The sequence below is a fragment of the Luteolibacter flavescens genome (genome assembly GCF_025950085.1).
Lineage (GTDB): Bacteria > Verrucomicrobiota > Verrucomicrobiia > Verrucomicrobiales > Akkermansiaceae > Haloferula > Haloferula flavescens.
The window spans coordinates 151,182-163,281 of the sequence record NZ_JAPDDS010000009.1 but is presented as its reverse complement, the minus strand read 5'-3'; the positions used below and the strand labels follow the sequence as shown (position 1 = coordinate 163,281).

The 12,100-nt window shown below is 63.2% G+C and carries 11 protein-coding genes; 7 read left to right on the top strand and 4 right to left on the bottom strand.

The features are described from left to right. Positions 1-55 precede the first annotated feature (55 nt). Complete coding sequence (locus OKA04_RS16490) at positions 56-544, bottom strand: hypothetical protein (RefSeq protein WP_264502292.1); 489 nt, start codon at positions 542-544, stop codon at positions 56-58. 189 nt (positions 545-733) lie between these two features. On the opposite strand from OKA04_RS16490, the gene OKA04_RS16485 reads away from it, so the two are divergent. The 7 genes from OKA04_RS16485 to OKA04_RS16455 all read left to right on the top strand — a co-directional run bounded on the left by OKA04_RS16485 (position 734) and on the right by OKA04_RS16455 (position 8,815). Further along, positions 734-2,041: an HTTM domain-containing protein gene (locus OKA04_RS16485; protein WP_264502291.1), complete on the top strand. Its 1,308-nt coding sequence runs from the start codon at positions 734-736 to the stop codon at positions 2,039-2,041. A 181-nt stretch (positions 2,042-2,222) separates the two neighbouring features. Next, positions 2,223-4,184 carry a sensor histidine kinase gene (locus tag OKA04_RS16480; protein WP_264502290.1) on the top strand — a complete coding sequence of 654 codons (1,962 nt, stop codon included), beginning with the start codon at positions 2,223-2,225 and terminating at the stop codon, positions 4,182-4,184. Further along, the gene (locus OKA04_RS16475) at positions 4,181-4,819 is read left to right on the top strand and encodes a response regulator (protein WP_264502289.1); all 639 of its coding nucleotides are present in this window, start codon (positions 4,181-4,183) and stop codon (positions 4,817-4,819) included. Before OKA04_RS16480 ends, OKA04_RS16475 begins: the two co-directional genes overlap by 4 nt. A 211-nt stretch (positions 4,820-5,030) precedes the next feature. Then, on the top strand, positions 5,031-5,306 hold the full coding sequence (locus tag OKA04_RS16470; RefSeq protein WP_264502288.1) for a hypothetical protein: 276 nt from the start codon (positions 5,031-5,033) through the stop codon (positions 5,304-5,306). A 55-nt stretch (positions 5,307-5,361) separates the two neighbouring features. Next, the gene (locus tag OKA04_RS16465) at positions 5,362-6,693 is read left to right on the top strand and encodes a dipeptidase (RefSeq protein ID WP_264502287.1); all 1,332 of its coding nucleotides are present in this window, start codon (positions 5,362-5,364) and stop codon (positions 6,691-6,693) included. 23 nt (positions 6,694-6,716) lie between these two features. After that, positions 6,717-7,118: an SMI1/KNR4 family protein gene (locus OKA04_RS16460; RefSeq protein WP_264502286.1), complete on the top strand. Its 402-nt coding sequence runs from the start codon at positions 6,717-6,719 to the stop codon at positions 7,116-7,118. Between the two features lie 29 nt (positions 7,119-7,147). After that, the gene (locus OKA04_RS16455; protein WP_264502285.1) at positions 7,148-8,815 is read left to right on the top strand and encodes a glutamine--tRNA ligase/YqeY domain fusion protein; all 1,668 of its coding nucleotides are present in this window, start codon (positions 7,148-7,150) and stop codon (positions 8,813-8,815) included. 22 nt (positions 8,816-8,837) lie between these two features. Here the strand turns inward: OKA04_RS16455 and OKA04_RS16450 are convergent, their stop codons facing one another. The 3 genes from OKA04_RS16450 to OKA04_RS16440 all read right to left on the bottom strand — a co-directional run bounded on the left by OKA04_RS16450 (position 8,838) and on the right by OKA04_RS16440 (position 11,864). Next, on the bottom strand, positions 8,838-9,617 hold the full coding sequence (locus OKA04_RS16450) for a hypothetical protein (RefSeq protein WP_264502284.1): 780 nt from the start codon (positions 9,615-9,617) through the stop codon (positions 8,838-8,840). A 370-nt stretch (positions 9,618-9,987) separates the two neighbouring features. Further along, on the bottom strand, positions 9,988-10,848 hold the full coding sequence (locus OKA04_RS16445; protein WP_264502283.1) for a sigma-70 family RNA polymerase sigma factor: 861 nt from the start codon (positions 10,846-10,848) through the stop codon (positions 9,988-9,990). 410 nt (positions 10,849-11,258) lie between these two features. Further along, positions 11,259-11,864, bottom strand: coding sequence for an RNA polymerase sigma factor (locus tag OKA04_RS16440; protein ID WP_264502282.1), 606 nt, complete (start codon positions 11,862-11,864; stop codon positions 11,259-11,261). Positions 11,865-12,100 lie beyond the last annotated feature (236 nt).

Here is a 12,100-nt window from a genome sequence, read left to right as displayed (position 1 = left end):
CGTAGCTGGGGCATCTTGCCCTAGTCCGTTGAAGGGGCGTCCCGCCCCTTCTTCCTCATCGCGCGGACGTCTCCTCGTCCTCATCATCCTTCTCACCGCCGTTCATTTCCGCAACCTCGCGCGCATAGCCGGGGTCGCGGAACATCAGCTTGTAGCTGCCGGACCGGTGGGTGAACTCAAAGGCCAGCGGATGCAGCACCTGCCACAGGAGCGGCAGCAGCACGGCAAACAGGGTGACGCCGAGCGCCTGCCATTTCGACAAGCCCCATAGGACCGCCACCACCCCCACCACGGTGATGAACACCAGCGACGAGAAGCTCCGCAGGAAGATCGCACGCGAGAGCCTGACCCCGCATCCTCGGTGGGCGGGCACCACCAGCTTCGCCGTCGCGCCGAAGATCCACGGGGTCATCCCGAAGAATCCCACCGGATTCGCCCGCAACTTCACCACCTCGTCAGGCTGGCTCGCCTCGCCACAAGCGATGCACTTCGAAGGAAAGGCGACGGTCTCTTTCTCAATGGTGACATCGGTGCTCAGGGTCATCTCGGGAGGGAGGGATGAAGGTAGATCACGCTCGATAGCGCATCTGCGCCCCTGATTCAAGCTCCCTCGCCGCGATGCAGGGATTCCAGCTTGCCGGAGCGGAGACCGTTTCGATGATCGCGGGTCAGCATGGCTACCGGCGCATCCGATTCTGGAAAACACATTGCCGGATCACGACTCGCCAGATTGATGCAGGCCGCGGCCAAGCCGGTGGACGGCGCATCGCTCGCGGTTTTCCGCATCGCCTTTGGCCTGCTGATGTTCTTTGACGCCGTCGTCTATCTGAAGCGCGGCTGGGTGCGCGCGCTCTACATCGACCCCGCCTTCCACTTCTCCTACCTCGGCTTCGACTGGGTGAAGCCGTGGCCGGGTGACGGGATGATGGCGCACTTCATCGTGCTCGCCATCGCGGCGCTGATGGTGGCGGCGGGGCTCTTCTATCGGATCGCCACGGTGGTGCTCTTCCTCGCGCTCGCGCAGGTCTTCCTCATCGATGCGGCGGAGTATCTGAATCACCTCTACCTCATCTGCCTGATCGCCTTCGCACTTATCTTTGTCCCCGCGCACCGGCTCTGGTCGCTCGACGCCATCAGGGATTCCTCGAAATCCTCCCCCACCATGCCTGCATGCTGGCTGTGGCTGATGCGTATTCAGGTGGGCATCCCCTACTTCTTCGGTGGCATCGCAAAGCTGAATGGCGATTGGCTGCGCGGCGAACCTCTCGGCACGTGGCTCGCCAAGCGCGCGGACTTCCCGTGGATCGGCCCGTGGCTCACGGAGAAGTGGGTGGCGCTTCTTTTCAGCTACTCCGGGCTCATCCTCGATCTCGCCTTCGTCCCGCTGCTGCTGTGGAAGCGCACGCGGCTCGCCGCCTACGTGCTGGTGCTGTGCTTCAATGCGATGAATGGCTGGCTCTTCGAGATCGGGGTCTTCCCGTGGATGATGGTGGCGGCATCGCTGCTCTTCTTCCCGCCGGAGTGGCCGAGATTCGGGAGAAAGGCTCGCCCCACGAATCACATGCCCCGCGTGTCGAAACCGGTGCTCGCGGGCATCGCGGTGTATCTCGCCATCCAGGTCTTATTGCCCCTCCGCCACTGGCCCTATCCCGGCGATGTGGCGTGGACGGAAGAGGGCCACCTCTACTCGTGGCGCATGAAACTGCGCGACAAGCAATCGGAACGGCTCGCCTTCCGCGTGCGCGACCTGCAAAGCGGGCACCAGTGGGAGATCGAGCCCGGTGACTTCCTGACGGATCGCCAGGCCTTCCGCATGCCCGGCCAGCCGGACCTGATCCACCAGTTTGCCATCCACATCGCCGACGAGTATCGCAGGGAATACGGCATGGATGTGGCCGTCACCGTGGACACGAGCGTGAGCCTGAATGGACGCGAAGCCGCCGTCATGATCGATCCCGCCGTGGATCTCGCACGCGAGCCGCGGAATCCCTGGCACAAGCGCTGGATCACACCGCACGCGGGTGAGTGGTTGCCTCGATGAAATCGACGATCACTCTTTGGAGTGAGTCAAAAAGTGTTCGCCTTGGCGGTGCTGCGTCTTCAGCTTCGACGGGCTCGTGAGCCATCCGCAGACCAAGCCGCGGTTACTCCGGAGGCTGCTTGCCTGCGTGTGTGTACTCGTCTGTACGAGCGTCGTTTCCGGGGAGCCCACTCTGGAAAAAGTGCGGGCGATCCAAGGCAAGGCGGCGACGGAACCTTTCCAACCCATCGAGGTGAAGACCAGCGGCGTGGTTACCTGGACCGACCCGACCGAGGGGCGGTGGTTCCAGATACAGGACGATACCGGCGGCGTGCAGGTGACCTTCACGAATGCCGAGTGGCCCGCCGTGGGAGACAAGGTGGAAGTGACCGGCGTGCTGGATCGCGGCCCGTATGCGCCCGTCATTGATCGCGCGACTTTCACGAATCTCGGCAAAAGCGAACTGCCGGAACGCAAGAACGCCTCGGGCGGCGGACTGCTTCATGGCGAATACAATGGCGACCTGGTGGACGTGCACGGCTTCGTGCGCAGCGCCGAGATGGTCACGCCCACCACCTTCTCCGCGCTGCTCAGCTCAGGCTCCGCCCGCATCACCGTGCGGGTGAGCAATGCTCGCACGCTGGACCCGCAGAAGCTCATCGCGGCAAAGGTCTGGCTGCGCGGCGTGGCGGTGCCGATGAGGGCGCGGGGCGGCCTCCGGCAGCTCGTCGATCTCCAGGTGCTGGCTGCCTCGGAGGCGGACTTCCATGTCTTCGAGCATGAGGAGTATGACCCGTGGAAAATCCCGGCGCTCCCGCTCGAGCAGGCTTTCCAATACCGTCCCGGATTCAGCCGCGGCGACCGCATCCGCGTGCGTGGGGAGGTGATCCACCACAGCCATGGCGTGGTGTATCTGAATGACGGCAAGAGCGGCATTGCCGTGCGCGGTGCCGGGGCACACGACCTGCGGCGCGGTGATCAGGTGGAAGCGGTGGGGTTTCCGGATCTCGAGGATTTCCTACCCATCCTCTCCGATGCGGTCTTCGCCTCCTTCCCGCCGGAAGGCCCACGCGCGCTGCCGAAGGCGATGCCGGTCGAAGACCTGATCGACGGGCTGGAGCACGCGAACTACGTCACGGCACGCGGCCGTCTGTTAGACCGGCTCCAGACACCGGAGTCGGAGACGCATCGCGCGCTGGTGCTCGCCTTGAATACCCCGCACGGCGTCTTCACCGCGGAACTGGAAGGCCACGGCGAGAGCATCCCGGGCGTGGAGGATGGCGCCACGCTCGATGTGAGCGGCATCTGCCTCGTGAGCGTGGATGGCGCTGGCTCGCCCACGTCATTCAAGATCCTGCTCTCCGGGCCGGACCAGATCTCGGTGGTCGAGCCTGCCAGCTTTTTCACGGTGAAGCGGCTGCTGGTGATGCTGAGCATCGTGCTCGGCGTGCTGGTCGCGGTGATCCTCTTCGCCTATCTCACCACGCGGCGGAACCTGAGCCTGGCCGCGGAGATGCGGGAGAGGAATGCCGTGACGGCCGAGCGCAGCCGCCTCGCGCGCGACCTGCACGATACACTGGAGCAGGGACTCACTGGCATTCACCTGCGGCTGCACAGCATCGGTCCGGATGAAGCCGACGCCTCGCCCGAGACGCGCGAGCATCTGCAGGCGGTGGATTCCCTGGTGCGCCAATGCCACTCGGAAATGCGGCAGTCGATCTGGAACCTCCGCTCGGTGGCGCTGGAGAAATTCGACCTCGCGGAAGCACTCGAGCGCGCGGCGAAATCGCTCACGCTGGGGTCCGACATCCGCGTGGAGACGAGGCAAGTCCGCACCTCCGGACGGCTACCGGCCTTGATCGAGGACAATCTCCTGCGCATCGGCCAGGAGGCGATCACGAATGCGGTGAAGCACGCGAAGCCGACAGTGATCACCATCGACCTGCAGGTCACCCAAGCACGCGCCACGCTCTCCGTCGCGGACGATGGCAGCGGCATCCGCCGGGCGGCAGCGCCGGGGCGCTTCGGCCTCACCGGCATGCACGAGCGCGCGAGGCGCATCGGCGGCACGCTGCGGGTGGAGACAAATTCCCAAGGCGGCACGACCGTGGGAGTGGAGGTGCCGCTGCCGAGAAACGATCACGAAAGCCATCGCAAGCCATGACCCACGCCTCCCCCATCCGCATCCTCGTGGTGGACGACCACTTCGTCGTCCGCGAGGGCATCCGCAGCCTGATCCGCCGGGAGGCCGGCATGGTGGTCATTGCCGAGGCATCGCACGGGGCTGAAGGGGTGAAGATGCACCAGCTTCTCACTCCGGACGTCACGATCATCGACCTGCGCATGCCGGTGATGGGCGGGGTGGAGGCCACCCGGCTGATCCGCCAGGAGACACCGGACGCGAAGATCCTGGTGCTGACCAGCTTCGATGGCGACGAGGACATCCACGCCGCCTTTGCCGCCGGGGCCTCCGGCTACCTGCTGAAGCACAGTTCGGGCGACCAGGTCATCCCCGCCGTGCGAGCGCTGATGCAGGGCGACCAGTGGATCCCGCCGGAAGTGGGCGAGCACCTGGCCGCCCGCCAACGCGGCGAGGTGCTTTCCGAGCGGGAAAAGGAAATCGTGCGCCACCTCGCGCTCGGCGAGGCGAACAAGGAAATCGGCATCGCCGTCGGCATCTCCGAGCAGACGGTGAAGTCGCACGTGAAGAACATCCTCGCGAAGCTCCACGTCCGCGACCGCACCGAGGCCGTGACCGTAGCCCTCCGCAGAGGGATCATCCACCTGCCGGAGCGGTGAGGAAATGTGGGGCGCGGGATGCTCTCGTAGCTGAAGGATTTTTCGTAGCAGAAGGACTGCGTCCTTCTGGCTGGGCGAGGCCCGAACAAATTCGCCCGCCCGACCACCATTCCACCCGCCCCCAAACGGAACGGCGCAGCCGGTCCGCTACGTGACGCCCCCCGATTCCCGGCCTTGCGGGACGGGGGATCATCGCGGAGCCTCCTTCCCGATGACCACCCCACCGTCCGATTGGCAATCCAGCAAGGGCATCGCCAGGAGCATCCTCCACGACCGGACGGCGCGGCGGAAGGCGATGGCGCGCAGCCTCGCACTGCTGATGATCGTCTTCGCCATCGGCCTGTGGGGTATCGACGAATGGCTGGCGGCGGACCTCATGCGCTTCGTCCTGTGGTGGGGGGCCTGCGGGTTCCTCGCGCTCTTCGTCGTCCTCTTCGCGCTCTACGATGCCATGCGGGTGATCCGCGAGGAGCGGGACCGGGATTGAATCGCCCGGGGTTTCGCCTTGCCGGGGACGGGGGTGGAGCGCTTGATTCGCCCGCATGACGCCGGAGCTTGAGGACCTTTTCGCCTTCCTTCGTTTTCCCAGCATTTCCACGGACTCGCGGAATGCCAGCGACGTCCGCGCCTGCGGCGAGTGGCTGATCACGAAACTGACCGGCATGGGCCTGAAGGCCACGCTGCACCCGACCGAGGGCCACCCCATCGTGGTCGCGCAAAACGAGCACAAGCCCGGTCGCAAGACCGTGCTCATCTACGGCCACTACGACGTGCAGCCCGTGGACCCGCTCCACCTGTGGACCACCCCGCCCTTCGAGCCCGCCATCCGCGACGGCAAGATCTGGGCCCGCGGCTCCACGGACAACAAGGGCCAGATGCTCGCACACATCCTCGGCGTGGAAAAGACGCTGAAGGAAAAGGGCGAGCTGCCCGTGAACCTGACCTTCCTCTTCGAGGGCGAGGAGGAAATCGGCAGCCCCAGCCTCGCGCCCTTCCTGGAGGCAAACCGCGAGCTGCTGAAGTGCGACATCATCGCCATCTCCGACACCGGCATGGTCGCCCCCGGCCAGCCGACCCTCAGCTACGGCCTGCGCGGCATCGCCGCCTGCGAGGTGATCCTCCGCGGCCCGGCGCGCGACCTGCACTCCGGCATCTACGGCGGCGCGATCCGGAATCCCGCCACAGAGATCGCCCGGCTGGTCTCCACCTTCCACGATGCCGACGGCCGCGTGCAGGTCGAGGGCTTCTACGACCACGTGAAGCCGCTGGAAGAGTGGGAGCGCGAGATGTGGGCAAAGCTGCCCGGCACCAGCGATGACGATTTCCTCCGCTACAGCGGCTCCTCCCGCACCCACGGCGAGGCCGGCTACACCAGCGCCGAGCGCACCTGGGCCCGCCCGACCGCAGAGATCAATGGCATCGGCGGCGGCTATCAGGGAGAGGGCTCGAAGACCGTGCTGCCAGCGGAGGCATTCGCGAAATTCACCTTCCGCCTCGTCCCGAACCAAGACCCGTCCGACATCATGGACAAGGTGAAGGCGCACCTGGACAAGCACTGCCCGCCCGGCGTCTCGCTGCTCTACGTGGGCGGCCACGATGGCAAGCCCTTCTTCACCGATCCGCACAGCACCTTTGGCCGGGCTGCGCAGCGCGCGCTGCAGACCGCCTTTGGCAAGGAGCCCGTGCTCATCCGCGAAGGCGGCAGCATCCCGATCGTGCAGGCGTTCCGCGACATCCTCGGGACCGATACGCTGCTGCTGGGCCTCGCCCTCGCCGACTCGCAGATCCACTCGCCGGATGAGAACTTCCCGATCGAGAACTTCGAGGCGGGTATCAGGCTCAATCAGGCGCTGTTGGAAGAGTTGGGGAAGTAATTCCCTGAAACCTCGAAGGGCTCATGGCATTCGACATCTCAGAAGAGCAGGTCCGACTTACTGAAGCCGAGATCGGTCTTGGCTTTCCGCCGGTCTATCGCTCCCTGATGATGGCTAACAACGGTGGTCTCGCCTTCGACGGGATGGACGAATGGACGCTGAACCCCATCAAGGATTCATCCGACCGGAAACGGCTCTCACGTTCCTGCAATCATGTGATTGTCGAAACATCGAAGGCAAAAGAATGGCGTGGCTTTCCTCCGGAAGGACTCGCCATTGGAAGCAGCGGATCCGGCGACATCATCCTGCTCATGCCATCACCGGCTGATCCCGGCATGCTCGAAGACAAGATCCTCAAGTTTGATCATGAAACTGGGGAACTAGAAGAACTCGCGGCGGACCTTTCGAAGTTCGAAATCGAGTAACATCCCGACCAATTTCAATTTCATTTCCCATGTCCGATTCTCCCAAGCTCGACTTCATCCGCGAGATCATCGCCGCAGATCTCGCTTCCGGTAAGCACTCGACCACGATCACCCGCTTCCCTCCCGAGCCGAATGGCTACCTGCACCTCGGGCATGCGCGGGCGATCTGCCTGAACTTCGGCATCGCGAAGGAGAATGCGGGCATCGGCGCGCGCTGCCACCTGCGCTTTGACGACACGAATCCCGAGAAGGAAGAAGTGGAATACGTCGAGAGCATCAAGGCCGACGTGAAGTGGCTCGGCTTCGACTGGGGCGAACACCTCTTCTACGCCAGCGACTACTTCGAATTCTACTACGACTGCGCCGTCCACCTCATCAAGCATGGCCTCGCCTACGTCGATGAGCAGACCGCCGATCAGATCAAGGAAACGCGCGGCAACCTGACCGTGCCTGGGACGGCGTCCCCGTGGCGCGATCGCGCGGTGGAGGAAAATCTGGAGCTCTTCGCGAAGATGCGCGCCGGTGGCTTCGAGGAAGGCACCGCGGTGCTGCGCGCGAAGATCGACATGGCCTCGCCGAATATCGTGATGCGCGACCCGGTGATCTACCGCGTGCTGAAGGCGACCCACCACAATACCGGCGACGCTTGGTGCATCTACCCGATGTACGACTTCGCCCACCCCCTGGAGGATGCGAAGGAGCACATCACGCACTCGCTTTGCACGCTGGAATTCGAGATTCACCGGCCCTTCTACGACTGGACGATCGCGAATTGCCCGGTGCCCGCAAAGCCGCGCCAGATCGAGTTCTCCCGCCTGAACTTCACCTACACGGTGATGAGCAAGCGCAAGCTGCTGACGCTGGTGAAAGAAGGCCACGTGGCTGGCTGGGACGACCCGCGCATGCCCACGCTCTCCGGCGCGCGCCGCCGCGGCATCCCGCCGGAAGCGATCCGCCGCCTGTGCGAGAAGACGGGCATCACGAAGTTCCAGGGCATCACGGACATCGCGCAGCTCGAATTCGAGATCCGCGATCATCTCAATACCGTCGCCGCGCGCCGCATGGGCGTGCTCGCCCCGCTGAAGCTGGTCATCGAAAATTGGCCCGCCGGCCAGAGCGAGGACATCGAACTGGACAACCACCCGAAGGACCCGGCCATGGGCAGCCGCCATGTGGCGATGTCCCGCGAGTTGTGGATCGAGTCGGACGACTTCCAGGAAGAGCCCGAGAAGAAATTCTACCGCCTCGGCCCCAGCCGCCACGTCCGCCTGCGCGGCGGCTACATCGTGAAGTGCACCGGCTTCGAGAAGGACGCCGACGGCACGATCACCGAGGTCCGCTGCGAATACCTGCCCGGCACCAAGGGCGCGGACGCACCGGAAGGAGTCGAGTGCCGCGCCGCCATCCACTGGGTGAGCGCCGAGCATGGTGTGAATGCCGAGATCCGCCTCTACGATCGCCTCTTCACCGTGGAAGATCCGGATGGCGCCGAGGGCGGCTTCACCAGCGTGCTGAATCCGGATTCGCTCAAGGTGATCCGCGCCTGGGTCGAGCCCGCCGTGGCCGACGCCGCACCAGAGACTGTCTTCCAATTCGAGCGCATCGGCTACTTCGTCGCCGACCGCCACGACCACCAGCCCGGCACGCCCGTCTTCAACCGCACCATCGGCCTGCGGGATTCGTGGGGGAAGAAGTGACCGGGTCGGTCGGAAACGAGCGTTAGATCTTCATCTTCTTCGTCTTTGGCTTGGAGAATTCGTAAGCGGCCCCTCCCAAGGTGCACGCAAAGGTGAATTTGAGAGCCGCATACGTCGGGATCTGGACCAAGACGAACGGCAGTGTCGCTTGCAGCGCCAACCCCAGATCGAAGGCCCCGGATATCGCATAGGCCAATCCAATGCCGTACAGCAACTCGCCCATAACGACGATCGTCAGTGTGGCAAGGAACGACACGGTACCTGCTGAAAAACGGCTGATGGCCCCAGATCGCCGGATGACTGTCCCGATGGGCCATCCTGCACAGAATCCGAATCCCACTGCCAGGACGATCACCACCCACGAAGGGATGAGCAGTTGTTTCGCATCCAACACGCGAAACATCGCTGCCCAAAGATTCCAAAATACTCCCCACGCCAAGCCACCGGCCAAAAGCGCGGCCGGATACAGGAGGGGCAGCTTTTTTGAGGGAAGATTGAGCTGCTCCAAGTCCTGCTGGTGGGTCATCTGTTTGCTTTCCAGACAACGCGGGCAGATCGCCGTGATCGAGGCTCCGTTCTGAACCAGGGTTGCTTCGCCCAAGCCACCGCAGGTCAGGCACATGCCGTCATGATCGGGCAAGGTGCTTGCATGCTTATTGACACATTCCTTCGCGAGAAAGGCAATGTCCTGAGCTGTCAGCAGTCCCGGCCTGGCAATCCATAGGAAAACGTATTCATCATCCACGTCGCAGCTCACTCCAGCCATGACATAGGCCTCTGGCAAAGTGTCCTGCCACGCCACGGGTGGAATGTATCCCGTGGACCCCGGTCTCACCGGAGGTGCTGGACGCGACACGGGCCCGGGTAGTCCCATGCGGCCCTTTTTCCTGAATCTGAAGTAATACCCGGGAGGTTCCGACGCTGTCTCCCTCAGCAAAAAGGGCGCGAAATCCAAAACTCCGCGGTAGAAGCCGTCATCACCAGGTAAGGCTCCGACAGCTTCTGTCACCGAAATGAAGTGCTCGTCCATCAATGCCACGACTCTTCACGGATGAAGTCAGGCGCTCAACAATTTATGGACTCGAGCTTGTGAGCTCCTGCCCAAAAAAGAAAACAGCCGCAGGCCTCCCCGCCCACGGCTGTTTTCAAACAATCCACACCGATAAGGTGCTTCAGGTGGCCTGGAGGCCATCCGCCACCGGCTTCGGCAGCGGCTTGTCCTTCCGGCGCAAGGCCTTGCGCATCTTGGTCAGCGCCACGTTCTGGAGCTGGCGGATGCGTTCGCGGGTTACGCCGAATTCGCGGCCGACTTCCTCAAGCGTCATCGGCGTCTTGCCGGTGAGGCCGAAGCGTTCGTCGATGATGCGGCGCTCGCGCTTGTCGAGGACGTCGAGCAGTCCGCCCAGCTCCCCGTGAAGGTTCTTCTCGGACAGGCTTTCGAGCGGGTCTTCCGCACGATCGTCGCCGATGATCTCGCCGTATTCGGTCGCCTCACCCTCGTTGATGGGCGCGTCAAGCGAGGTCGGGCGCTGGGATGCCTGCTTCAGCATGGCGAGCTTGCGGCGTGGCAGACCGATTTCGTCGGCCAGTTCCTCGTCGGTCGGTTCGCGGCCGAGAGCCTCGGCAAGCATCGTGGAGATGCGGCGCATCTTGGCGATCTTGTCCACCATGTGGACGGGCAGGCGGATCGTCTTGCTCTGATTGGCGAGCGAGCGCTTGATCGACTGCTTGATCCACCAGGCGGCGTAGGTCGAGAGCTTGCCACCCTTCGCAGGGTCGAAGCGTTCGACGGCCTTCATGAGGCCGATGTTGCCTTCGGAAATCAGGTCGGAAATGGGCAGCCCGTAGCCGGAGTAGTCTTGCGCGATCTTTACCACGAGGCGGAGGTTCGCCTTGATCATGTGGGCGCGGGCATCCTTGTCGCCCTTCTTGATGCGCTTCGCGAGAGTGACCTCTTCTTCCGGGGTGAGCAGCGGGGTCTTGGAAATCTCCCGCAGGTAGACCTTCAAACTGGAGTCGGAATCGTATGGCATGGCTAGGTCCCGGTGTTCCCGGGTTCTGTAAGTTTAACGCCGTGGCGTGCGGAATTATTCCTGAAATCAGACCGCCATTTTGTAACCACATGGTCACTACACTGATCGGGCGAATTTCTCTCATATCCTGAGCATCCGCTGTGCCCTCCGCTTAACCGGCACTGTCAACCATTGATGATCAAAAGATTGCAATCACGTGTCCGACAGCCCCTTGGACAAAGCTCCGCCCCGGGAGCGTCAAATTGCCACGTCGAGCGCGCCAAAAATGGACATTTGCAACGCGCAAATGTCGCGGTGCCACCGCCGCGCAGGACGGGCCACTCGTCAGTCTCGACGAACTTTTTCCAAGATCAAGCGACGTCGGTCATTTTAAGCTTGATCCGGAATTCCTCCCCCCAGCCGACGCGAACTTACACGCCATCGCGTCCCCATCCCGTCGCCGACTTCCTGCCTGCCTTCATCAGCTCGTCCTCGATGCTTTTCCTGAGCGTTTCGCGGATCTTGAAGAGCCGCGCCTTCAGCGTGCCGGGCTGGCGATTCAGGCTCGCCGCGTATTCCTGCAGCGTCTTCTCGCTACCGTAGCGGACGAGCAGCAGCTCGCGGTCCCGCAGTGGAAGCCGACCGAGGCAACTCCTGAGCGCCGCCAAGGTGTCCTCGTCCACTTCTTCCGGAACCTCTGAAAATGCAGCCGCCCGGGGTTCGTCCGGCGCGTGGTAGGAAAAGACGCGCTCATCCCGCCTGCGCTGCTTGAGCTGATTGAGAGTCTCAAGACGTGCGATGGAAGCACACCAAGCCCCGAAATTCGTACCACGCTGGAAGTCCTTTCGCTTCCGCCACAGCACGATATTCGTTCGCTGCAGCAGGTCCTCCGCCTCGTGGTGGTTCCTCACCATCGACTTGATGTGCAGCAGCAGGCGGTGCTGCTGCGCTTTCAGAAGCTCCTCGAAATCAGGATCTGTCACCGACAGATCGACGCGCGAGCACCCTGCTTCGGGTATGGTGACTTCGTGAATCACGGGACGGGCCTACGGGTTTTGCAGCCCGTGGAATGCACTAATCATGCCATGGACTGCCATGTTAGATGGCTGCTATCCGGCAGCTTGATGGTTCTTCACCGTGGAAGATAAACCCGCCAACGAGCTTCCGTAAATGAACAATCCCCCGCCACCCGCCGGGCGGCAAGGAAGATCCGTGAAGGGCGCATCCGGCGATCTACGATATTCGTAGTATTACGGCACCGCTCCCTTCGCCA